At 72.3% G+C, this 21,945-nt stretch carries 19 protein-coding genes; 13 read left to right on the top strand and 6 right to left on the bottom strand.

What is annotated here, in order from left to right; all coding sequences use genetic code 11:
- Positions 1 to 15: 15 nt before the first annotated feature.
- The 3 genes from BG482_RS34695 to BG482_RS34705 form a co-directional block, all read right to left on the bottom strand.
- Positions 16 to 1,659 carry a PucR family transcriptional regulator gene (locus BG482_RS34695; RefSeq protein WP_069773192.1) on the bottom strand — a complete coding sequence of 548 codons (1,644 nt, stop codon included), beginning with the start codon at positions 1,657 to 1,659 and terminating at the stop codon, positions 16 to 18.
- A 50-nt stretch (positions 1,660 to 1,709) separates the two neighbouring features.
- On the bottom strand, positions 1,710 to 3,092 hold the full coding sequence (locus BG482_RS34700; protein ID WP_069773193.1) for an FAD-binding oxidoreductase: 1,383 nt from the start codon (positions 3,090 to 3,092) through the stop codon (positions 1,710 to 1,712).
- A 153-nt stretch (positions 3,093 to 3,245) separates the two neighbouring features.
- The gene (locus tag BG482_RS34705) at positions 3,246 to 5,048 is read right to left on the bottom strand and encodes a glycoside hydrolase family 15 protein (RefSeq protein WP_069773194.1); all 1,803 of its coding nucleotides are present in this window, start codon (positions 5,046 to 5,048) and stop codon (positions 3,246 to 3,248) included.
- Between the two features lie 469 nt (positions 5,049 to 5,517).
- Between BG482_RS34705 and BG482_RS34710 the strand changes: the two genes are divergently transcribed.
- The 11 genes from BG482_RS34710 to BG482_RS34760 all read left to right on the top strand — a co-directional run bounded on the left by BG482_RS34710 (position 5,518) and on the right by BG482_RS34760 (position 18,535).
- Positions 5,518 to 7,182, top strand: coding sequence for a CTP synthase (locus tag BG482_RS34710; protein WP_069773195.1), 1,665 nt, complete (start codon positions 5,518 to 5,520; stop codon positions 7,180 to 7,182).
- 92 nt (positions 7,183 to 7,274) lie between these two features.
- Entirely contained in the window at positions 7,275 to 7,901 is a 627-nt protein-coding gene (locus BG482_RS34715) for an NUDIX hydrolase (protein WP_069773196.1), read from the top strand.
- A gap of 369 nt (positions 7,902 to 8,270) precedes the next feature.
- Complete coding sequence (locus BG482_RS34720) at positions 8,271 to 10,337, top strand: tetratricopeptide repeat protein (RefSeq protein WP_069773197.1); 2,067 nt, start codon at positions 8,271 to 8,273, stop codon at positions 10,335 to 10,337.
- Positions 10,338 to 10,473: 136 nt separating this feature from the next.
- Positions 10,474 to 11,598 (top strand): alanine dehydrogenase, encoded by a 1,125-nt coding sequence (gene ald, locus BG482_RS34725; protein ID WP_176741547.1) that lies wholly within the window; start codon positions 10,474 to 10,476, stop codon positions 11,596 to 11,598.
- 421 nt (positions 11,599 to 12,019) lie between these two features.
- Positions 12,020 to 13,156, top strand: a complete 1,137-nt coding sequence (locus tag BG482_RS34730) for a ParA family protein (protein ID WP_079142513.1) — start codon at positions 12,020 to 12,022, stop codon at positions 13,154 to 13,156.
- Entirely contained in the window at positions 13,141 to 13,728 is a 588-nt protein-coding gene (locus BG482_RS34735) for a hypothetical protein (protein WP_079142515.1), read from the top strand. The genes BG482_RS34730 and BG482_RS34735 overlap by 16 nt, the downstream gene beginning before the upstream one ends.
- 18 nt (positions 13,729 to 13,746) lie before the next feature.
- The gene (locus tag BG482_RS34740) at positions 13,747 to 14,898 is read left to right on the top strand and encodes a ScpA family protein (protein ID WP_069773200.1); all 1,152 of its coding nucleotides are present in this window, start codon (positions 13,747 to 13,749) and stop codon (positions 14,896 to 14,898) included.
- A 53-nt stretch (positions 14,899 to 14,951) separates the two neighbouring features.
- Positions 14,952 to 15,521: an SMC-Scp complex subunit ScpB gene (gene scpB / locus BG482_RS34745; protein ID WP_256096575.1), complete on the top strand. Its 570-nt coding sequence runs from the start codon at positions 14,952 to 14,954 to the stop codon at positions 15,519 to 15,521.
- A complete protein-coding gene (locus BG482_RS34750) occupies positions 15,521 to 16,684 on the top strand; it encodes a pseudouridine synthase (RefSeq protein WP_069773202.1) in 1,164 nt (387 codons plus the stop codon). Before scpB ends, BG482_RS34750 begins: the two co-directional genes overlap by 1 nt.
- A gap of 82 nt (positions 16,685 to 16,766) precedes the next feature.
- Positions 16,767 to 17,516: an NUDIX domain-containing protein gene (locus BG482_RS34755; RefSeq protein ID WP_069773225.1), complete on the top strand. Its 750-nt coding sequence runs from the start codon at positions 16,767 to 16,769 to the stop codon at positions 17,514 to 17,516.
- On the top strand, positions 17,513 to 18,535 hold the full coding sequence (locus BG482_RS34760) for an ADP-ribosylglycohydrolase family protein (RefSeq protein ID WP_069773203.1): 1,023 nt from the start codon (positions 17,513 to 17,515) through the stop codon (positions 18,533 to 18,535). The genes BG482_RS34755 and BG482_RS34760 overlap by 4 nt, the downstream gene beginning before the upstream one ends.
- A 20-nt stretch (positions 18,536 to 18,555) precedes the next feature.
- Here the strand turns inward: BG482_RS34760 and BG482_RS34765 are convergent, their stop codons facing one another.
- Genes BG482_RS34765 through BG482_RS34775 form a run of 3 tightly spaced genes read right to left on the bottom strand, consistent with a single transcriptional unit; the run spans position 18,556 to position 20,228 of the window.
- Positions 18,556 to 18,975, bottom strand: coding sequence for a Rieske (2Fe-2S) protein (locus BG482_RS34765; protein ID WP_069773204.1), 420 nt, complete (start codon positions 18,973 to 18,975; stop codon positions 18,556 to 18,558).
- The gene (locus tag BG482_RS34770; protein ID WP_069773205.1) at positions 18,972 to 19,550 is read right to left on the bottom strand and encodes a DUF6529 family protein; all 579 of its coding nucleotides are present in this window, start codon (positions 19,548 to 19,550) and stop codon (positions 18,972 to 18,974) included. The genes BG482_RS34765 and BG482_RS34770 overlap by 4 nt, the downstream gene beginning before the upstream one ends.
- 24 nt (positions 19,551 to 19,574) lie before the next feature.
- On the bottom strand, positions 19,575 to 20,228 hold the full coding sequence (locus BG482_RS34775; RefSeq protein ID WP_069773206.1) for a hypothetical protein: 654 nt from the start codon (positions 20,226 to 20,228) through the stop codon (positions 19,575 to 19,577).
- A 262-nt stretch (positions 20,229 to 20,490) separates the two neighbouring features.
- On the opposite strand from BG482_RS34775, the gene aroH reads away from it, so the two are divergent.
- Positions 20,491 to 20,853 carry a chorismate mutase gene (aroH, locus tag BG482_RS34780; RefSeq protein WP_069773207.1) on the top strand — a complete coding sequence of 121 codons (363 nt, stop codon included), beginning with the start codon at positions 20,491 to 20,493 and terminating at the stop codon, positions 20,851 to 20,853.
- Positions 20,850 to 21,935: a prephenate dehydrogenase gene (locus BG482_RS34785; RefSeq protein WP_069773208.1), complete on the top strand. Its 1,086-nt coding sequence runs from the start codon at positions 20,850 to 20,852 to the stop codon at positions 21,933 to 21,935. The genes aroH and BG482_RS34785 overlap by 4 nt, the downstream gene beginning before the upstream one ends.
- Positions 21,936 to 21,945 lie beyond the last annotated feature (10 nt).

Consider the following 21,945-nt stretch of genomic DNA (forward strand, 5'->3'; position numbering starts at 1 on the left):
GTGGCGTTCCCGGGGTCACGGCACGTGACGTCGCGCCCGTAGCGCCAGGCTCAACGCCAGGACGGTCTGGGGGTCGTCGAGGTCGGTGCCGAGCAGTTCGCCGATGCGCGCGAGCCGGTTGTAGAGGGTCTGGCGGTTCAGGTGCAGCTCGCGGGCCGTCTCCGCCTTGCGGCCGGCGTGCGCCAGATACGTCTCCAGGGTCGGCAGCAGCGGCGGCTTGGAGCGCTGGTCGTGATCGCGGACCGGGCCGATCGCACGGTCCACGAACGCCGCCAGGTCGCGGTGGTCGCGCAGCCGCCACAGCAGCAGGTCGATGTCCAGCCGACGGGCGTCGTACCAGGGGCGGTCCGGCAGGCCCTGCGCGGCCGTCGCCGTCTCCGCGGCGTGTCGGAGCCCCGCCGAGGCGGCCGCCCAGCCGCCCGCCATCCCCACGACCACCACCGGGGGCGCGGCACCCGGCCGTTGCATCCCGGCCCGCTCCACCCCGGCCCGCAGCGCCGCCGCGACCCGGTCCGCCACCGCGGGCCGCTCCGACTCCGAGCGCAGGCCCAGCAGCACCGGCACCCGGCCCTCCACCGGCCGCACGCCCAGCAGCACCGGCACGCCCACCGATGTCAGCTCCTCCGCGACCGCCCGCGCCAGCACCGCCCAGCCCCCACCCGGGGAGATGCCGTCGCCCAGCCGCATGACGACCGGCAGCAGCGGGCCGGCGGCCGGCCGGAAGCCGAGGACCCGCGCCTGCGCCGGGGCGTCCTCCGCGGCGATCCGGCCCTCGGCGAGGTCGGTCAGGAAGTCGCCCCGGCCCCGCGCGGCGAGCTCCTCCTCCTGACGGGCCTGCATCAGCACCACCGCCAGGACCCCGGCCGCCCGTTCGGCCGCGATGCGGTGCACGGGAGCGAGCGGGGCGCGCACGGGCAGCTGCACCAGCCGGGCGCGCACGGCCCCGGCCCCCGGCCCGCCCCCGGGCACGTCCACCAGCACCGAACCGGCGGGCGGCGGCGCGTCCTTGTGCGGCCCGCGCAGCCCCTCCCACACCTGGAGCGGATCCGCGCCCCGAGGGCCCTCGCCGGCCGCGTACAGCAGCCGTCCGTCGGTCGTCTCCAGGAACACCGGGTTGTCGCCGAAGTCGGCCAGGATGCCCAGCACCTGCGGGATCCCGCCGCCGCCGAGCAGGGCCTGCGTACAGCGCCGGTGCACCTCCTCGGCCTGCTGGAGAAGGGCGTAGTGCCCGTTGACGATCTCGGTGTGGACCTCCTCCGTGACCGTCACGAACGCCACCTCGCGGTGCAGTTGGACGAGGGGGAGCCCGGTCGTGCGCGCCGTCTCCACCAGGGCCGCGGGCAGCCGGTCGAAGCGCGGTCCCAGCTCGATCACCAGGGCCGCGATGCCCCGCTCGGCCAGGGTGCGGACGAACGCCCGCTGCTCGGCCGGACGGGTGCCGAGACCGTAGCCCGTCGTCAGCAGCAGTTCCCCGCCCTTGAGCAGCGAGGCGATGTGCGGGACCTCGCCCGCGTGCACCCAGCGCACCGTGCGGTCCAGCCGCTCGCCGCCCGCGAGGACCTCGGGCAGCCCGCTGCGCAGTCCGGGCAGCTCCAGGGCGCGCTGCACGGTGATACCGGCGCTCCGGCTGTCGAATCGGTGGTCGGGGCGGCTGTCCATGCAGCGGACGCTACCTGCGCGGACCTTCCGGCGGCATCTGCGTGGTGGTCTCAGGCGGGCCTGATGTTGTGATTGAAGCGGAACACGTTCTCGGGGTCGTAGCCGCGCTTCACGTCGGCGAGCCGGCGGGCGTTCGCCTCGCCGACGCCCGCCACGACCCGGTCGGCGCCCTCGTCGCCGATGAAGTTGAGGTAGACCGCCCCGGTGCTCCACGGCTGTGCGTCGGCCCGGACGTCCCGGACCCACTGGACGCATCGCTCGTCGTCCGCCGGGTCCGCCCACAGCCCGAAGGGGTGCACGGCCCAGGGCGCGTCGCGGTACGGCACGGGGTACTCGTGCGGGCCGGCGCCGATGGCGCCGCCCTGCGGGAACAGCGTGTGCATGGTGCCGGTCGGTACGGGCATGGCCCGGCCGCGGGCGCAGTACACGTCGACGAAGTCGTCCGGGGCGCCGGTCAGGTACTCCGCCGACCAGTAGTTCCGCATCCCGGGCGGATCGTCGAGCATGCACTGGACGTCGGCGTACGGCATCGCCCCGACGACCTCGGCCTCGTGCGGCAGCGCCAGCAGGGGCTGCGCGAGCTTGCGCAGGTCCTCCTCCGGGCCGGCGTACGTCAGCAGCACCCCGCACAGCAGTGAGCCGACCAGGTGCGGCGGGACGAACTCCGCGGGCGGACCGGTGAAGTAGATGACGGCGCCGCCCGCCTCGTCCGGCCCGGCCGTGATCACGTCCCGGTAGGTGCGGGTGACCTCGGGGCCGAACTCCGGCAGGTGGAGCAGCAGTGCGATGGAGAACTCGGGCATCTCGTGCAGCTCGAGGGTGAGCGCGGTGGCGATGCCGAAGTTGCCGCCGCCGCCGTGCAGCGCCCAGAACAGGTCCGGGTGCTCGTCGGCGGTCGCGCGCACCTGCCGGCCCTCCGCGGTGACCAGCTCGACGCCGAGCAGGTTGTCCACGGCCAGGCCGAACCGGCGGTCCAGCCAGCCGGTGCCGCCGCCGAGGACGAAGCCGCCGACGCCGGTGGTGGAGGCCCGGCCGCCGGTCGTGGCCAGCCCGTGGGGCTGACAGGCGCGGTCCAGGTCGCTCATGGTGGCCCCGCCGGCGATCCGTGCCGTCCCGGCGCCGGGGTCGACGGTGACGCCGCGCATGTGACGCAGGTCCACCACCAGGGCACCGTCGCCGAGGGCCATGCCCGCGACGCTGTGTCCGCCCCCTCGGACCGCGACGGGCAGGTCCAGGTCACGGGCGAAGCGCAGCGACCGAACGACGTCGGACTCGTCGACGCACTGGGCGATCACGGCCGGACGGCGGTCGATCATCGCGTTGAAGACGGCCCGGGCCTCGTCGTAACCCGGATCCTCCGGGGCGAACACGTCGCCGACCAGTTCCTCGCGCAGCGCGGACAGCGCCGCGCCCGCCTTCGATGGGGAGGCCATGTGGCGCCCCCTTCCGTGCAGGGGCAGATGGCTCCAGCGTAGGTGGGCGCGGCCGCCCGGTCCTGTTCGGCGGCCGCACGTCACCGGTCCGTAAGACCTGGGCCCGGGAAATCAGCCCCCGGAGTTCGGGCTCCGGAGCTCGGCCCCCGGAGCTCAGCCGCCGTACGCGCCCGACGCCGTCAGCCGCAGCGCCGTGTCGATCAGCGGGACGTGGCTGAAGGCCTGCGGGAAGTTGCCGACCTGGCGCTGAAGGCGCGGGTCCCACTCCTCGGCGAGCAGACCGAGGTCGTTGCGCAGGGAGAGCAGCTTCTCGAAGAGCTTGCGCGCCTCGTCGACCCGGCCGATCATCGCGAGGTCGTCCGCCATCCAGAACGAGCAGGCCAGGAACGCGCCCTCGTCGCCCGGGAGGCCGTCCACGCCCTCGTCGCCGCCGGAGGTCGGGTAGCGCAGGATGAAGCCGTCCGGGGTGGACAGCTCGCGCTGGATCGCCTCGATGGTGCCGATCACCCGCTTGTCGTCCGGGGGCAGGAAGCCCATCTGCGGGATGAGCAGCAAGGACGCGTCCAGCTCCTTGGAGCCGTAGGACTGGGTGAAGGTGTTGCGCTCCTTGTCGTAACCCTTTTCGCACACGTCGCGGTGGATGTCGTCGCGCAGCTCGCGCCACTTGTCCAGCGGGCCGTCCGCGTCGCCGGACTCGATCAGCTTGATGGTGCGGTCGACCGCGACCCACGCCATGACCTTGGAGTGCACGAAGTGGCGGCGCGGGCCGCGCACCTCCCAGATGCCCTCGTCGGGCTCGTCCCAGTGCTGCTCCAGGTAGCGGATCAGCTTGAGCTGGAGCAGGGACGCGTAGTCGTTGCGGGCCAGGCCGGTCATATGGCCCAGGTGCAGGGCCTCGGTGACCTCGCCGTAGACGTCGAGCTGGAGCTGGTGCGCGGCGCCGTTGCCGACCCGGACCGGGCCGGAGTTCTCGTAACCGGGCAGCCAGTCCAGCTCGGCCTCGCCGAGCTCGCGCTCGCCGGCGATGCCGTACATGATCTGCAGGTTCTCGGGGTCGCCGGCGACCGCGCGCAGCAGCCACTCGCGCCAGGCGCGGGCCTCCTCGCGGTAGCCGGTGCGCAGCAGCGAGGACAGGGTGATCGCCGCGTCGCGCAGCCAGGTGTAGCGGTAGTCCCAGTTGCGGACGCCGCCGATGTCCTCCGGCAGGGACGTGGTGGGCGCGGCGACGATGCCGCCGGTCGGGCCGTATGTCAGCGCCTTGAGCGTGATCAGGGAGCGGATCACCGCCTCACGGTAGGGGCCGTGGTACGTGCAGTGCTCGACCCACTCGCGCCAGAACTCCTCGGTCGCCTCCAGGGACTGCTCCGGCTCCGGCAGCGGGGGCGGCTCCTTGTGCGAGGGCTCCCACGAGATCGTGAACGCGATGCGGTCGCCGGGCGCGACCGTGAAGTCGGCGTACGTGGTCAGAGACTTGCCGTAGGTCTCGCAGTCGGTGTCGAACCACACCGAGTCCGGGCCGGCCACGGCCACCGTGCGGCCCTCGTGCTTGTGCACCCACGGCACCACCCGGCCGTAGGAGAACCGCATCCGCAGCGTCGAGCGCATCGGCACGCGGCCCGAGACGCCCTCGACGATCCGGATCAGCTGGGGTGCGCCGTCACGGGGAGGCATGAAATCGGTCACCCGGACCGTGCCGCGCGGGGTGTCCCACTCGGACTCCAGGATCAGCGAGTCGCCGCGGTAGGTGCGCCGGGCCGCGCGCGGCGGCGGCGCGTCGGAGGCGTGCGCCGGACCGAGGCGCCAGAACCCGTGTTCCTCGGTGCCGAGCAGACCGGCGAAGATCGCGTGCGAGTCGAAGCGGGGCAGGCACAGCCAGTCCACTGTCCCGTCACGGCAGACCAAGGCGGCGGTCTGCATGTCTCCGATGAGTGCGTAGTCTTCGATGCGCCCGGCCACGTGCAACTCCAGTCGAACGGCCACGTCACCCCCATGGGACACGGGGGCTGTCGCTAGTGCGGTCAAGGGGTCGTTTGTAATGCGTCGTTGAGCGCTGAAGCAAAGCAGCCGCTCGGCCCTGAGGGCAAAACGCCGATTATTGCTCAACGAACTGACGAGCTCTCGTTGTTCCGGTGGGGGACGGGCGGGGGTGTGCCGTCTTGCCGACCGGGCTCGGCAGTGAGTGTCCGAGCAGGATACGACGCACGTAGATGATCTGCGTGCCGCTCCCGGCAACGCGGGTGGGCCGAACGGGTGAGCAACGGGTGAGAAACCGGTGCTGGAACGGCCTTCCGTGTCGGGCCGTACGCGGAGCGTGGCCGGGAGCCATCTCTCCGAGGCGCTGATACCCTGGTAGCCCGTGGACCGGTGGTCTCGAAGCCCCCGAACCGCACACCCCAATCGCGACCACGGGAGCCCCCTCTTGGCCATGACGCCCAAATCCACGACGACCAAGCACATCTTCGTCACCGGGGGTGTCGCCTCCTCGCTCGGCAAGGGTCTGACGGCCTCCAGCCTCGGCATGCTGCTCAAGGCGCGGGGACTGCGCGTCGTGATGCAGAAGCTCGACCCGTACCTGAACGTCGACCCGGGCACGATGAACCCCTTCCAGCACGGTGAGGTGTTCGTCACCAACGACGGCGCCGAGACCGACCTGGACATCGGCCACTACGAGCGCTTCCTCGACCGCGACCTCGACGGCTCCGCCAACGTCACCACCGGTCAGGTCTACAACACGGTGATCGCCAAGGAGCGGCGCGGCGAGTACCTCGGCGACACCGTCCAGGTCATCCCGCACATCACCAACGAGATCAAGCACCGCATCCGCCGCATGGCGACGGACGAGGTCGACGTCGTGATCACCGAGGTCGGCGGCACCGTCGGCGACATCGAGTCGCTGCCGTTCCTGGAGACGGTCCGCCAGGTCCGGCACGAGGTCGGCCGGGACAACGTCTTCGTGGTGCACATCTCGCTCCTGCCGTACATCGGCCCCTCGGGCGAGCTGAAGACGAAGCCGACCCAGCACTCCGTCGCGGCGCTTCGCAACATCGGTATCCAGCCGGACGCGATCGTCCTGCGCTGCGACCGCGAGGTGCCCACCGCGATCAAGCGCAAGATCTCGCTGATGTGCGACGTCGACGAGGACGCCGTGGTGGCCTGCCCCGACGCGCGCTCGATCTACGACATCCCCAAGACCGTGCACGGCGAGGGCCTGGACGCCTACGTCGTCCGCAAGCTGGACCTGCCGTTCCGCGACGTGGACTGGACGACGTGGGACGACCTGCTCGACCGCGTCCACAACCCCGACCACGAGATCACCCTCGCGCTGGTCGGCAAGTACATCGACCTGCCCGACGCCTACCTCTCGGTCACCGAGGCGCTGCGCGCCGGCGGTTTCGCCAACAAGGCCCGCGTGAAGATCAAGTGGGTCACCTCGGACGACTGCAAGACCCCGGCGGGCGCCAAGGCGCAGCTCGAGGACGTCGACGGGATCTGCATCCCGGGCGGTTTCGGCGACCGCGGTGTGCTCGGCAAGGTCGGCGCGATCCGCTACGCCCGTGAGAACAGGATCCCGCTGCTGGGCCTGTGCCTGGGGCTGCAGTGCATCGTGATCGAGGCCGCGCGCAACCTGGCCGACATCGGCGACGCCAACTCCACCGAGTTCGATCCGGCCACCGCGCACCCGGTCATCTCCACGATGGCCGAGCAGCTCGACATCGTGGCGGGCGAGGGCGACATGGGCGGCACGATGCGTCTGGGCATGTACCCGGCGAAGCTGGCCGAGGGCTCCATCGTCCGTGAGGTGTACGACGGCAAGGAGTACGTCGAGGAGCGCCACCGGCACCGCTACGAGGTGAACAACGCCTACCGCGCCGAGCTGGAGAAGAAGGCGGGCATCCTGTTCTCGGGCACCTCGCCGGACGGCAAGCTCGTCGAGTACGTCGAGTACCCGCGTGACGTCCACCCCTATCTGGTGGCCACGCAGGCGCACCCGGAGCTGCGGTCGCGGCCCACGCGTCCGCACCCGCTGTTCGCCGGCCTGGTGAAGGCGGCGGTCGAGCGGAAGGTCGCCGCGGGGCAGACTTCGAAGTAACACACCAGTTGTACGGTGGCCGGGGTGCAAACCTTCAAGGGTTTGCACCCCGGTTTCGTTTGCGCAGGTGGCACGGTGGAAGGACGCAAGGCATGACGATCAAGGACACTCCTCAGGCGTGGGAGATCCGGGCCACCCAGACCCCCTTCGTGGGCAACAAGACCTCGGTGCGCACCGACGAGGTGGTCATGCCCGACGGCTCGGTGGTCCGCCGGGACTACCAGGTCCATCCGGGTTCCGTGGCGGTCCTCGCCCTCGACGACGAGGACCGGGTGCTGCTGATCAAGCAGTACCGCCACCCGGTGCGGCACAAGCTGTGGGAGATCCCGGCCGGTCTGCTCGACGTGCCCGGCGAGAACCCGCTCCACGCGGCCCGGCGCGAGCTCTACGAGGAGGCGCACGTCAAGGCCGAGGACTGGCGCGTTCTCACCGACGTGTACACGACCCCCGGCGGCTGTGACGAGTCCGTGCGGATCTTCCTGGCCCGGGGGCTGTCGGAGGCGGACGGGCAGCGCTTCGCGGTCGAGGAGGAGGAGGCCGACATGGAGCACGCGCGGGTGCCGGTCGCCGACCTGGTCCGGGCCGTCCTCGCGGGCGACGTGCACAACAACTGCCTGGTGGTCGGCGTGCTGTCGCTGGCGGCCGCCCGCGCCGGCGAGGGCGTCGACGCGCTGCGCCCGGCGGAGGCGCCCTGGCCGGCCCGTCCGTTCGAGGCCTGAACCCGCCCGTCACCCGCCGCCCGTCACGCCCGTCGTCCGGCACCCGTCACGGGCCCGCACGCGCCCGTGCCGCCTTCCCGCTCGCAGGCCTGAATTCACCCCTCCCGCGCCACCCGCACGGGCCTGGATCCACCCGTCGCCCGCTGCGGGTCCCCGGTCACCCGCGCGCGAGTCCGGCGCCGTCCGCGTCGGCCCGCCCGCGACCCCTCCGGCCGCTCGCGGTGTGACGATCGGCTGATCCGATCGGGGGAGTCCGGCCGCGCCCCGCCGTGCTCCTCCCGGAACGTCGCAGAGCGTGAACTAGGCTCTGGAATCACCCGATCCGGAGTCCCGGCGGGTTGCGTGCGCGGTGGGACGGGAGTGTGGCCCGTGACGGATCAGGCAGTGGACACAGGCGGCGCGCAGCTGTCCGGACACGCTGCGACAGAGGGCCATTTCCTGGGCCGCACCCGGGAGTTGAAGGAACTGCGCGCCGACATCGAGCGCGCGGGGCTGGACACCATCTCCGGCCGGAAGGCCCCTCGCGCGCGCGTGCTCCTGATCGCCGGCCGGCCCGGCTCCGGCCGGACCGCGCTCGCCGAGGAACTCGTCCGGCAGGTCGCCGACCGCTATCCCGACGGAGTGCTGCGCGCCCGTCTCGCCGAGCCCGACGGCACGCCCGTGCCGGTCGAGCGCGCGGCCCGGGAGCTGCTCGCCGCGCTCGACGTGCCGTCCCCCGCCGGCGCCGACGAGGACGACCTGGCGGCCCTCCTGCGCGCCTCCCTCGCCCGGCGACGGGTGCTGCTCCTGCTCGACGACGCCACCGGCGCCGAACAGGTCGACGCGCTGCTTCCCGACGCCCCCCAGTGCCTGCTCGTCGCCGTCTCGTCCGGACCCCTCACCGGCATCGCGGACGTCCGCCCCTGCACCCTGGGCGGCCTGGACACGAAGTCCGCCCTCGAACTGCTGACCCGGTACACCGGCTCCGTCCGCATCACGGTCGACCCGCTCTCCGCCGAGGGGCTCGTGGAGGCCTGCCAGGGCGAGCCCGCCGCCCTCACGCTGGCCGGCGGCTGGCTCGCCGCCCGTCCGCAGGCCGCCGTCGCCGACTTCGCCAGGCAACTCCACGCGGAGATCGACGAGGGCTCGCCGCTCAGCCGGGTGTTCGGACTCGTGCACGCCGCGTTGCCCGCCCCGGCCGCCCGGGTGCTGCGGCTGCTGTGCCTGGCCCCGGCCGGCCTCGCCGACCCGCACACCGCCTCCGCGCTGGCCGGCTGCTCGGTGGTCGCCGCCCGCACCACACTGGACGACCTCACCGCCCTCGGGCTGCTGCGGGCCGTGGACTCCCCGCTGCCCCAGTACGAGATCCCCGGCTGTCTGCACCCTCTGCTGCGCGCCGCCGCCGAGTCGCACGACCGTCCGGCCGAGCTCCAGCTGGCCCGCGCCCGCATGCTGGAGCGCACGGTACGGCTGCTGCAGTCCTGCCGGGCCATCACCGAGACCGACAGCCCCCAGGCCCGCGAGAAGCTCCAGGGCATGCCCCGTGCCCTGCGCTTCCCCACCCCGCGCGCGGCCGCCGACTGGCTGAGCGTGCGCCGGCCCGCCCTGCTGGCCTCGGCCCGCCTCGCGGTCGCGGACGGCGAGCTGGACACCCTCGCCCGCCGGCTGATGTCCCAGCTGGTGCGGGCGATGGTCGCGCACCTGGGCACCCAGGCGGCCGCCCCGGACCTCTACGGCGTCCACCAGCTCGTCCTGGACGTGGCCGAGCGCCGCGGGCTGCCCCGGGAGAAGGCCGCGGCCCTGCTGAACCTGGCCGACGTCGACGCCCGGACGGGCCGCACCGCGGAGGCGCTGGTGCGCTACCGGGCCGCACTGGACGCCGGACGCGAGGCGAACGACCCGTACGCGACCGGCCGCGCGATGGAATCCGTAGGCGGCGCCCACCTGGAGCTCGGGGACTACGAGCGGGCCGCCGACTGGTTCGGCCGGGCCCTCGCCCAGCGCCTGGCCCGCGACGAGCGCGCGGACGCCGCGCGTGTGTACGGCCGCATCGCCACCGCGCACACCTACGCAGGGCGCTACGGCGAGGCCCAGCGGGCCTGGCGGGCCGCCGCCGCGGGGCATCGCAAGAACGGCGATGTGGCCGCGCACGCAAGGGCGTTGAGCGAGCTGGCCCGGGTCCAGGAGTACGCGGGCCGCCCCGAGGAGTCGTTGCGCACCTGCCAGGAGGCGGTGGAGTGGGCCAGGCGCGCCGAGGACACCCGGCTGCAGGCCGCGGTGCAGCTGAGACTGGCCGACACCCTGGAGCGCCTGGGCGACCCGGCGGCGGCCCGCCTGCACCGGGGCGCGGCCGAGCGCATCCTGGAAGAGGAGCCCTCGGACGGCGATACGGGGCCCGAACAGCCGGAACACGCCGCTAACGCCTGCGAAATCCGCAGTACATCCGCTGAAGATTGATGCAATGAAAGGCTAGACAGAGGGAACGCCTTCATTAGACTGGCTCTGCCGCACGTTCTCCTGCGGTGCGTCCCGGTGTGTCCTGTACCTCCGGGAATGTCTTCGCTGTACCCCCACACCCTCTGAGCCAAGGACCGTGATCGACGTGAAGGTCGGCATCCCCCGCGAGGTCAAGAACAACGAGTTCCGGGTGGCCATCACCCCCGCCGGTGTGCACGAGCTCGTGCGCCACGGCCACCAGGTCGTCGTCGAACGAGGCGCCGGTGTCGGCTCGTCCATCACGGACGGGGAGTACGTGGCCGCCGGCGCGCAGATCCTGGAGACCGCCGACGAGGTGTGGGCCGCGGCTGACCTGCTGCTGAAGGTCAAGGAGCCGATCGCCGAGGAGTACCACCGCCTCCGCAAGGACCAGACGCTCTTCACGTACCTGCACCTGGCGGCGTCCAAGGAGTGCACCGACGCCCTCGTCGAGTCCGGCACCACCGCGATCGCCTACGAGACCGTCGAGCTGCCGAGCCGCGCGCTGCCGCTGCTCGCCCCGATGTCCGAGGTCGCGGGCCGGCTGGCCCCCCAGGTCGGCGCCTACCACCTGATGCGCGCCAACGGCGGACGCGGTGTGCTGCCGGGCGGCGTCCCGGGCGTGCTGGCCGCCAAGGCCGTCGTCATCGGCGGTGGCGTCTCCGGCTGGAACGCGGCGCAGATCGCCATCGGCATGGGCTTCCACGTGACCCTGCTCGACAAGGACATCAACAAGCTCAAGGAAGCCGACAAGGTCTTCGGCACGAAGATCCAGACGGTCGTCTCCAACGCCTTCGAGCTGGAGAAGGCGTGCCTGGAGGCCGACCTCGTCATCGGCGCCGTGCTCATCCCGGGCGCCAAGGCCCCGAAGCTGGTCACCAACGAGCTGGTGTCCCGGATGAAGCCCGGAAGTGTCCTTGTCGACATCGCGATCGACCAGGGCGGCTGCTTCGAGGACTCCCGTCCGACCACGCACGCCGAGCCGACCTTCCCGGTCCACAACTCGGTGTTCTACTGCGTCGCCAACATGCCCGGCGCGGTCCCCAACACCTCCACCTACGCGCTCACCAACGCCACGCTGCCCTACATCGTCGAACTGGCGGACAAGGGCTGGGTGGAGGCGCTGCGCCGCGATCCGGCGCTGGCCAAGGGTCTCAACACCCATGACGGCAAGGTCGTTTACCGCGAGGTCGCCGAGGCGCACGGCCTGGAGCACGTCGAGCTGGACTCGCTGCTCGGCTGAGCCGACCGGCGTCCGGGGGCACCGGGGAACCAAGTCACCTTTTCGTAAAGGCGATACGTCAACAAGGCGCGTCAACCGCGTCCACCTGGCCGGACCTTGCCCGACAAGGTCCGGCCGGATGTGTGTATGGTCACTTTGCGGCTCTCGGTCAACTCGCCTCGAACGTAACTCTTCGACCGATTCGCACACCCGTGAAACCTGCCGTGCGACGGCCGTACGCCCTTGACAGAGGGATGTTTCATTGCCGACACATCGGGCCGGGTCCGGCGGATTGTGTTGCTGCGAACGCCCGACACGCCATAGAGTCGCCAACCGTCGGCATGGTGCCACGCTGACCTTGTCTAGAAGTTTCCTGGTCACCAAGGAGGTAAGACGACTTGTGAATGAGTCGACATTTGCTCCCGGGGGTGGTCAACCAGGAATGCCTACGCGGGACCCGGGTTCCGCGGGGCTCGAGGCTGTCGGCTCCGTCGCTGTCCGAACCTTCGCAGCCCACCAGAGCCAGCGCAGTCCCCATGTGGCTCTGTCAGCACACCAGAGCATGGATGGCCATCACGTGAACGCCATGGCCGGCGACGGAAGTGGCGCGCCCCGCAACCACTTCGCCGACTACGACGAACTGCCCGACGGGCACTTCTACGATCCCGATGCCGAGTACGAGCCGGACCCGGAATACGCGGCCACGCTCGCGCCCGACGCGGCCCGACAGCGCCGAGAGCGCGTCGGTCCGACCGGACGCCCGCTGCCGTACTTCCCGATCCCGGGCCCGCTGACCGAGCACGGCCCCGCGAAGATCATCGCGATGTGCAACCAGAAGGGCGGCGTGGGCAAGACGACGTCGACCATCAACCTGGGTGCCGCGCTCGCGGAGTACGGCCGGCGGGTGCTGCTCGTGGACTTCGACCCGCAGGGCGCGCTGTCGGTCGGTCTGGGCGTCAATCCCATGGAGCTCGACCTCACCGTCTACAACCTGCTCATGGAGCGGGGCATGGCGGCGGACGAGGTGCTCCTCAAGACGGCGGTCCCCAACATGGACCTGCTGCCCAGCAACATCGACCTGTCGGCCGCCGAGGTGCAACTGGTCTCCGAGGTCGCGCGCGAGTCCACGCTCCAGCGTGCGCTCAAGCCGTTGATGGACGACTACGACTACATCGTCATCGACTGTCAGCCCTCGCTCGGTCTGCTCACCGTCAACGCCCTCACGGCCGCCCACAAGGTGATCGTGCCGCTGGAGTGCGAGTTCTTCGCACTGCGCGGTGTGGCGCTGCTGACCGAGACCATCGAGAAGGTCCAGGAGCGGCTCAATCCGGAGCTGGAGCTCGACGGCATCCTGGCGACGATGTACGACTCGCGCACCGTGCACAGCCGTGAGGTGCTCGCGCGGGTCGTCGAGGCGTTCGACGACCACGTCTACCACACGGTCATCGGACGCACGGTCCGCTTCCCGGAGACCACGGTCGCCGGTGAGCCGATCACCACGTACGCCTCCAACTCCGTCGGCGCCGCCGCCTACCGTCAGCTCGCCAGGGAGGTGCTCGCCCGGTGTCACGCCGAGTGAGTCTGCCGGGGGCCGACGAACTCTTCCGTACGACAGGGGGAATGGCGCTTCAGCCGTCCGCACCCCGGCGCCCCGCCAACGGCGAGGCCCGGGTGCCGGCGCCGGCCGGCGAGAGCGACGCGGTGGCGGCCACCGGTGCGGAGGACGCGCCGCAGGCCGTACCCGCGCAGGGCGGTGACGGCGAGGGCGCCGAGCACGCGGCGGCCGACTCCGTTCGGACCGACGCCGGGGAGTCCCGCACCAGGGGCGCCTCGGGGGAGCGTCCGGAGCGGCGTCAGGGCGCGCAGGAAGGTTCTGCCGCGGGCGCCCCGGACGACGGCCAGCAGCGCAAGCGCGGGCGGGCGGCGGCTCGCCGGCCCAGCGGGCGTGAGCGCCACGACGAGAAGATCACCGTCTATGTCTCCGCCGAGGAGCTCATGGACCTGGAGCACGCCCGGCTGGTGCTCCGCGGCGAACACGGACTCGCCGTGGACCGGGGGCGCATCGTCCGCGAGGCGGTCGCCGTGGTCCTAGCCGACCTGGAGAGCCGCGGGGACGCCAGCATCCTCGTACGACGACTTCGCGGGCGGTAGCGGTAGCCTGCGAGGGCCATGACCTCGAACGACGTTCCCGCCCCCGCCCCCGGCGGCGCATCCGGCCGCCGGCGCGTGCTGGGGCGTGGACCGGGGGCGGCCCCGCCGTTCGCCGAACCGACCCCCGACCCGCCCGCCCCGGCCGCTCCGGAACCGCGACCACAACCGGATGCGGCAGACACGGACACGGCGGACCCGAACGCCGGGCGACCGGACGCGACGGCCTCGGAAGTCCGTGGGTCGGACGTGCCGGGGAACGCCGTCCGGGAACCGCGTGCGGCGGAGCCGGACGCGGGGCGACCGGATGCGGCGGAGCCGCTCCCAGCGGTTTCTGACGCCACCGCCTCGCGGGATGTGGCCGACGGTGTCTTCAAGGTGCGGCTCGCCAACTTCGAGGGGCCTTTCGACCTGCTCCTCCAGCTGATCTCCAAGCACAAGATGGACGTCACCGAGGTGGCGCTGTCGAAGGTCACCGACGAGTTCATGGCCCACATCCGGGCGATGGGCCCCGACTGGGACCTCGACCAGACGACCGAGTTCCTGGTCGTGGCCGCCACACTCCTCGATCTGAAGGCCGCGCGGCTGCTGCCCGCCGCCGAGGTCGAGGACGAGGCCGACCTGGCGCTGCTGGAGGCCCGCGACCTCCTCTTCGCCCGACTGCTGCAGTACCGGGCCTACAAGCAGATCGCCGACATCTTCACGCACCGCCTGGAGAGCGAGGGCCGCCGCTACCCCCGCACCGTCGGCCTCGAGGCGCACCACGCCGAACTGCTGCCCGAGGTGGTCATCAGGATCGGCGCGGAAGGGTTCGCGAAGCTCGCGGTCAAGGCGATGCAGCCCCGGGCCGAGCCGCAGGTGTACGTCGACCACATCCACGCGCCGCTGGTGAGTGTGCAGGAGCAGGCCGGGATCGTCGTCGCCCGGCTGAGGGAGCTCGGCGAGGCCAGCTTCCGGGCGCTGGTCGAGGACACCGACGACACCCTCACCGTCGTGGCCCGTTTCCTCGCGCTGCTGGAGCTGTACCGCGAGAAGGCCGTCGCCCTGGACCAGGAGACCGCGCTGGGCGAGCTCGTGGTGCGCTGGACCGGCGGGGACGGGAACGCGCAGCCGACGGTCACCGACGAGTTCGACCGGCCGCCGGAGGAGCCCGGGAAGGAGACACGGAAGTGAGCGAGGAGACCGTCGCCGCACTGGACCTGAAGCCGGCCCTGGAGGCCGTCCTGATGGTCGTCGACGAGCCCGCGACCGAGGAGCATCTCGCGAAGATCCTCCAGCGGCCCCGGCGGCAGGTCGCCGACGCGTTGCGCGAGCTGGCCGACGAGTACACCGTGCAGCGACGCGGCTTCGAGCTCAGGCTCGTCGCGGGCGGCTGGCGTTTCTACACCCGCCCCGAGTACGCGGCGGCCGTCGAGGGCTTCGTCCTGGACGGCCAGCAGGCCCGGCTCACCCAGGCCGCGCTGGAGACCCTCGCGGTCGTCGCCTACCGCCAGCCGGTCAGCCGCAGCAGGGTCTCCGCGGTGCGCGGAGTGAACTGCGACGGGGTGATGCGCACGCTGCTCCAGCGCGGTCTGGTGGAGGAGGCGGGCGCGGAACCCGAAACAGGTGCGATCCTGTACGTGACGACGAACTACTTTCTGGAGCGGATGGGCCTGCGAGGTCTGGACGAGCTCCCGGAGCTCGCGCCCTTCCTCCCGGAGGCGGCGGCGATCGAGGCCGAGACCCAGGAGGGCGTGCCGTCGTTCGATCCGGACGCTCCGGATTCCGAGGACGCAGACGACAAGACGGAAATTTGATGCGAAGCAGCAGCGGCAGGAACAGCAGCGGAAACAACGGCGGGAGCCGTGGTGGCAACAGCGGCGGCCGCGGCGGGAGCAGTGGCGGCCGCGGCGGGAGCAGCGGTGGCCGCAGTGGGGGGAGCGGCGGCCGCGGTAGTCACCGCGGCGCCGGGAACGCCCGCGACGACCAGCAGGGCGGCCGGCCGAAGAACCCGCGCCCGGAGGAGCGCCGCTACGACGTGGGCCCCGGCGGCACCCATGAGGGCCCGAAGTCCGGCCGGGGCGCCTCGGCGCGCGGCGGCGCCAAGGGCGGCCCCAAGCAGGGCCAGGGCACCGGGCGCGGCCGTTCGGTCCCGGCGACCTCACGCGAGTACGAGGCGAGGGCCGAGGAGCGCAACCGCGAGCGGTACGCGGGCAAGAAGGACGTCAAACTGCCCAAGACCTTCCCGGGCGCCGAGCAGGAGGGCGAGCGGCTGCAGAAGATCCTCGCGCGCGCGGGCTACGGCTCCCGGCGTGCCTGTGAGGAGCTGATCGAGCAGGCGCGCGTCGAGGTCAACGGCGAGATCGTCCTGGAGCAGGGCAAGCGGGTCGACCCGGAGAAGGACGAGGTCAAGGTCGACGGCCTGACGGTCGCGACGCAGTCGTACCAGTTCTTCTCGCTGAACAAGCCGGCCGGTGTCGTCTCCACGATGGAGGACAACGAGGGCCGTCAGTGCCTCGGCGACTACGTCACCAACCGTGAGACGCGGCTGTTCCACGTGGGCCGGCTCGACACCGAGACCGAGGGCGTCATCCTGCTCACCAACCACGGCGAGCTCGCGCACCGGCTGACGCACCCCAAGTACGGCGTGAAGAAGGTCTACCTCGCGCACATCGTGGGCCCGATCCCGCGCGACCTGGGCAAGAGGCTCAAGGACGGCATCCAGCTGGAGGACGGTTACGCGAAGGCGGACCACTTCCGCGTCGTCGAGCAGACCGGCAAGAACTACCTGGTCGAGGTGACCCTGCACGAGGGCCGCAAGCACATCGTGCGCCGGATGCTGGCCGAGGCCGGCTTCCCGGTCGACAAGCTGGTGCGCGTCGCCTTCGGGCCGATCACCCTGGGCGACCAGAAGTCGGGCTGGCTGCGCCGGCTGTCCAACACCGAGGTCGGCATGCTGATGAAGGAAGTCGACCTCTAGGCAGTTCCGGGCCCCGCAGGGCTTGTGCGCACGAACACCTCCTTTTTATAGTCGTGGTGACTATTAAGAGGGGGTGTTCGTCATGCGGGACCGCGACGGGCACACCCACGACGGACACGCGTACGACAAGTACGCCTACGAACCCTTCGCCGTCACCGTCGACCTCGCCGTCCTCACGCTCCGCGCGGGCGCCCTGCACGTCCTGCTCGTAGAGCGGGGCCAGGAGCCCTACGCCGGCCGCTGGGCGCTGCCCGGCGGCTTCGTGCTGCCGGACGAGTCCGCGGAGACCGCCGCCCGGCGCGAACTCGCCGAGGAGACCGGCCTCAAGGACGTCTCCGGCCTCCACCTGGAGCAGCTGCGCACCTACAGCGAGCCCGGCCGCGACCCCCGGATGCGGGTCGTCTCCGTCGCCTTCGCCGCCCTGCTGCCCGACGCCCCCGAGCCCACCGGCGGCGGCGACGCCGTCCAGGCGTGCTGGCAGCCCTACGACGACGTCGGGCCGCTCGCCTTCGACCACGACCGGATCCTGGCCGACGCCCACGACCGGGTGGGCGCCAAGTTCGAGTACACCTGCCTCGCGACCGCCTTCTGCCCGGCCGAGTTCACCCTCGGCGAGCTCCAGCAGGTCTACGAGACCGTGTGGGGGACCGGCCTCGACCGGCCCAACTTCCGCCGCAAGGTGCTCGCCACCCCGGGCTTCGTCGAGCCCGTGCCCGGCGGCGCGCGCCTGACCGGCGGCCGGGGCAAGCCCGCCGCCCTCTACCGCGCGGGCGCCGCCACCGCACTCCACCCGCCCCTGCTGCGACCGCCCCGGGAAGGACGTTCCGCATGACCACCTCGACCACCGTGAGGAAGCGCGCCACCGGGTCCCTGCTGGGACTCGCGCTGGGGGACGCGCTCGGATTTCCGACCGAGTTCAACGACGTCCCCTCGATCCTCGCCGAGTGCGGGCCGTGGCGGGAGATGGAACTGCCGAAGCGCGCCTTCGTCTCCGACGACACGCAGATGACCCTCGCGGTGGGGCGCGCCCTGCGGACCGCCATGGACCGCGGGCTCCTCGTGCCGACGTCGCTGGCGCGGCCGCTGCGCGAGGAGTTCGTGGACTGGTACCAGTCACCCGACAACAACCGCGCCCCGGGCCGGACCTGCCTGACCGCCTGCAACCTCCTCAAGGACGACAAGCGCCTGTGGCAGGACGCCAGTCAGATCGGCTCCAAGGGCTGCGGCGCCAACATGCGCGTCGCCCCGATCGGCCTGGTCCCCGGCCTCAGCGACGAGCAGCGGGCCGGCGCCGCACAGCTCCAGTCCGCCCTCACCCACGGGCACCCCACCGCGCTCGCCGCCTCCGACCTCACCGCCCACGCCGTACGCGTGCTCGTCCAGGGCGCCGAACCGGCCTCCCTGGTCGGACTGCTGCGCTCGTACGCCCTCGACAACCGCTCCCGCTACCACCACCGCTGGCTCGGCGACCTGTGGACCCGCAGCCAGGACCCCACCCCGGAGCACTTCATCGCGCGCGGTTGGGACGAGTGCCTGGGCGTGCTGGAGCGCCTCCAGGAGACGCTGCGCGACCCGTCGCCCGAGGCCGACCCCTGTCTGGCGGCCGGCGAGGGATGGATCGCCGAGGAGGCCATGGCCGCCGGCCTGCTGTGCTTCCTGCTCTTCCCCGACGAGCCGATGACCGTGCTGCGCCGGGCCGCCTGCTCGTCCGGGGACTCCGACTCCATCGCCTGCCTGGCGGGCGCCTTCGCGGGCGCGTACGCCGGAGCCGACGCCTGGCCGACGGAGTGGGCCGACCGGATCGAGTACCAGAGCGAGCTGATGACGCTCGGGGCGCTGTGGGACCAGTGAGCCGGTGACCCGGCAGGCGCTCAGGCCAGGCTGATCGAGCCGCGCGCCACCGTGATCTTCTCGGCGGGCAGCGGTCGGGGCGCCGGGCCGCCGGCCACTGATCCGTCCGTGATCCGGAACTCGCTCTGATGGCAGGGGCAGTGGATGATCCCGTCGGAGATGTCGGAGACCGTGCAGCCCTGGTGTGTGCAGACCGCGGAGAACGCCTTGAAGTCGCCCTTCGTCGGCTGGGTGACGACGACCTTCTCGTCGGCGAAGATCTTGCCGCCGCCGACGGGGATGTCGGCCGTCTTCGTCAGTTCCTGGCCGGCGGCGGCGTTCGACGACTTGTCGGACGACGACGAGCCGTTGTCGCCGTACTTGCTGCAGGCCGCCGTGAGCGCCGCTGCCGCGCCGCCCGTCGCCAGGAGAACGGTGCGTCGTGTCGCGGGGAGGGTCATGTCGTCACTCCGAAGGTGCGGAAGAACCAGAGGGCGGAGGTGAGCCAGATCACCGTCAGTACGGCGAGGACGAGTCCGCCGACGATCGGCAGCAGCCATCCCGGGAGCCGCTCCCAGCGGAGCAGCAGCATCTTGGCACTGAATGCCCCGAAGAAGAAGCAACCCAGGACGGAGTGCCACATCACGCGTGTTTCGTACGTCTGATACCCAAGCGCGTACAGGCAGTGCACCGCAACCGGGACCGCGATCAGGAAGGCGGCGCGGCCCGACCAGCGGTGCAGCGCGGCGGACCAGGCGGGGCCGGGCAGCTTCCCGTACAGCATCAGCGCCGAGACGAGCTGGACCAGGGCGAAGAACATCGCGGCCGACGCCATCCAGGCCTTCACCGCGCCCGTGCTGCTGAAGCCGGCCAGGTCGAAGGCCGTCCCGGCCGGGTCGTGCACCTTGCCGTACACGCCCAGGCCGACCGCCACGGCCCCCGCGACGAACGCCGGGACCAGATAGCGGGCCGGACGCGGGCCGCGCCCCGCGGGCTCGGGGAAGCCGCGGGTGGCGGCGTTCGGGTCGACGGTCATGAGGGCTCCCTGCTCGTACGGGGGTCAGGGGGTGGCGGGGCGGGCCGTGAGACGCTGCCCGTCGACCGTCACCGCGCCGGTGTGCGGGTCGATGCGGGGAGCGGGGGAGGGCTTGTCGTCGCGGGTGAGGACGCCGACCTGGCTGCCGTCCCGCAGGACGATCCAGCCGCCGTCGATCTTCGCGGAGCGCACGGTGGCCGTCGCCCGCCACGGTCCGGACGGCTTCTTCGCCCGGTCCGCGGTGAAGGCACGGGGCCTGCCGCCGACGCCGACCGTGCCCTCGATCCGCGCGCCGTCCCGCAGCGTGGCCGCGAGCCGCGCGCCGTGCCGGCCGGTGAGGCGCAGGGCGCCGTCGTCGTTCACGTCGCCCTTGAGCCAGGCCTCCTGGGTGCGGCCGTCGCAGAAGTACGCGAGCGCCCTGCCGTCGCGAACGGAGACCGCGATCGCCGCCGCGCCGTCGTCGGTGCGTCCTGCGTAGTCGCCGTCCGGGGCGCGGGAGGGGGTGGCCGCCGGGCCGGGAGCCGGGGAGACCGGGCTCCGGACGGGAGCCGGACCCGGCGAACGGTCCCGGTACGGGGAGGTGGGGGACTTCGTGCTCGTCGTCGCGTCGAGCGCCAGCAGGGACAGGCCGAGCACCAGTCCCGCGAGAAGGGTGAGCAGGGGTCCTGGACGCTTCATGTCGGGCCTTCCCCGATGCGGGTGTCCTGCCGTCAGAGTGTCATGACAGCGCAGGCCGCACCCTTCGTAAAGGGCGTACGGGGGCGTCGCCGTCTCGGCACGCGGGCGGCGCGCACCGGACCGCCACGGGCTGACTAGGCTGGATGCGTCAAGCGTCGTAGCCCAGCCCATCGGCATACCGGCACACCGGTACCTCGACGCATCAGCACATCGGTACACCAGCGCATCAGCGCATCAGCACACTTCAGCGAGGAGCAGCGCCGTGGCGGTACGAGCGGTCCGGGGAGCCGTCCAACTCGAGCGGGACGAGGCCGGCCACATGGACGAGCAGGTGGGGGCTCTGCTCACCGCCGTGCTGGAGCGCAACTCGCTCGGCGCCGACGACCTGATCAGCATCTGGTTCACGGCCACGCCCGACCTGCACAGCGACTTCCCGGCGGCCGCGGCCCGCAAGCTCGGCATCGTCGACGTACCGCTGATCTGCGCCCAGGAGCTGGACATCGAGGGCGCCATGCCACGGGTCGTGCGCATCCTCGCGCACGTCGAGTCCGACCGACCGCGCGCCGAGATCAGCCACGTCTACCTCGGCGCCGCGGCCGCCCTGCGCAAGGACATCGCCCAGTGAGGACCGCGCTCGTCATCGGAACCGGGCTGATCGGCACGTCCGCCGCCCTGGCCCTGGTCCAGCGGGGCGTCACCGTCCACCTCGCCGACCACGACCGTGAGCAGGCCCGCACCGCGGCCGCGCTGGGCGCCGGCTCCGACGAGGAGCCCGAGGGCCCGGTCGACCTCGCGATCATCGCCGCCCCGCCCGCCCACGTGGCCGGCGTGCTCGCCGACGCGATGCGCCGGGGAGCGGCCCGCGGATACCTCGACGTGGCCAGCGTCAAGGGCGGGCCGCGCCGCGAGCTGCAGGCGCTCGGCCTCGACCTGACGGCGTACATCGGCACGCACCCCATGTCGGGCCGGGAGAAGTCGGGGCCGCTGGCCGCCACCGGCGACCTCTTCGAGGGCCGCCCCTGGGTGCTGACGCCGACCCGGGACACCGACACCGAGGTGCTGAACCTCGCACTCGAGCTGGTCTCGCACTGCCGGGCCGTCCCGGTGGTCATGGACGCCGACGCCCACGACCGCGCCGTGGCGCTCGTCTCCCACATGCCCCATCTGGTCTCCAGCATGGTCGCCGCGCGCCTGGAGCACGCCGAGGAGGCCGCGGTACGGCTGTGCGGACAGGGCATCCGGGACGTCACCCGGATCGCCGCCTCCGACCCACGGATGTGGATCGACATCCTGTCCGCCAACCCCGGACCGGTCGCCGACCTGCTCACCGAGGTCGCCGCCGACCTGGAGGAGACCGTCCAGGCCCTGCGCGCCCTGCAGTCCTCCGACGACGCCAAGCGGCGCGAGGGGGCCGGCGGCGTCGAGGACGTCCTGCGCCGCGGCAACGCGGGCCAGGTCCGTGTCCCCGGCAAGCACGGGGCGGCTCCGCGGGCCTACGAGGTCGTCGCGGTGCTGATCGACGACCAGCCGGGGCAGCTCGCCCGGATCTTCGCCGACGCCGGGCAGGCGGGCGTCAACGTCGAGGACGTCCGCATCGAGCACGCGACGGGACAGCAGGCCGGCCTGGTGCAGCTGATGGTCGAGCCGAAGTCGGCGCCGGTCCTCTCGGCCGCGTTGCGGGAGCGGGGCTGGGCCATCCGTCAGTGACGCCCGACGC

This window comes from Streptomyces sp. LUP30, assembly GCF_001746365.1.
In the GTDB taxonomy this organism is placed as follows: domain Bacteria; phylum Actinomycetota; class Actinomycetes; order Streptomycetales; family Streptomycetaceae; genus Streptomyces.

What these genes read in the sequence shown, in the direction of transcription:
- BG482_RS34730 (WP_079142513.1), top strand. Translation starts at nt 12,020, where the DNA reads ATGCCTACGCGGGACCCGGGTTCCGCGGGGCTCGAGGCTGTCGGCTCC.
- BG482_RS34740 (WP_069773200.1), top strand. Translation starts at nt 13,747, where the DNA reads ATGACCTCGAACGACGTTCCCGCCCCCGCCCCCGGCGGCGCATCCGGC.
- BG482_RS34750 (WP_069773202.1), top strand. Translation starts at nt 15,521, where the DNA reads ATGCGAAGCAGCAGCGGCAGGAACAGCAGCGGAAACAACGGCGGGAGC.
- BG482_RS34715 (WP_069773196.1), top strand. Translation starts at nt 7,275, where the DNA reads ATGACGATCAAGGACACTCCTCAGGCGTGGGAGATCCGGGCCACCCAG.
- BG482_RS34770 (WP_069773205.1), bottom strand. Translation starts at nt 19,550, where the DNA reads ATGACCGTCGACCCGAACGCCGCCACCCGCGGCTTCCCCGAGCCCGCG.
- BG482_RS34700 (WP_069773193.1), bottom strand. Translation starts at nt 3,092, where the DNA reads ATGGCCTCCCCATCGAAGGCGGGCGCGGCGCTGTCCGCGCTGCGCGAG.
- BG482_RS34775 (WP_069773206.1), bottom strand. Translation starts at nt 20,228, where the DNA reads ATGAAGCGTCCAGGACCCCTGCTCACCCTTCTCGCGGGACTGGTGCTC.
- BG482_RS34695 (WP_069773192.1), bottom strand. Translation starts at nt 1,659, where the DNA reads ATGGACAGCCGCCCCGACCACCGATTCGACAGCCGGAGCGCCGGTATC.
- scpB (WP_256096575.1), top strand. Translation starts at nt 14,952, where the DNA reads ATGGTCGTCGACGAGCCCGCGACCGAGGAGCATCTCGCGAAGATCCTC.
- BG482_RS34755 (WP_069773225.1), top strand. Translation starts at nt 16,767, where the DNA reads ATGCGGGACCGCGACGGGCACACCCACGACGGACACGCGTACGACAAG.
- BG482_RS34760 (WP_069773203.1), top strand. Translation starts at nt 17,513, where the DNA reads ATGACCACCTCGACCACCGTGAGGAAGCGCGCCACCGGGTCCCTGCTG.
- BG482_RS34765 (WP_069773204.1), bottom strand. Translation starts at nt 18,975, where the DNA reads ATGACCCTCCCCGCGACACGACGCACCGTTCTCCTGGCGACGGGCGGC.
- BG482_RS34710 (WP_069773195.1), top strand. Translation starts at nt 5,518, where the DNA reads ATGACGCCCAAATCCACGACGACCAAGCACATCTTCGTCACCGGGGGT.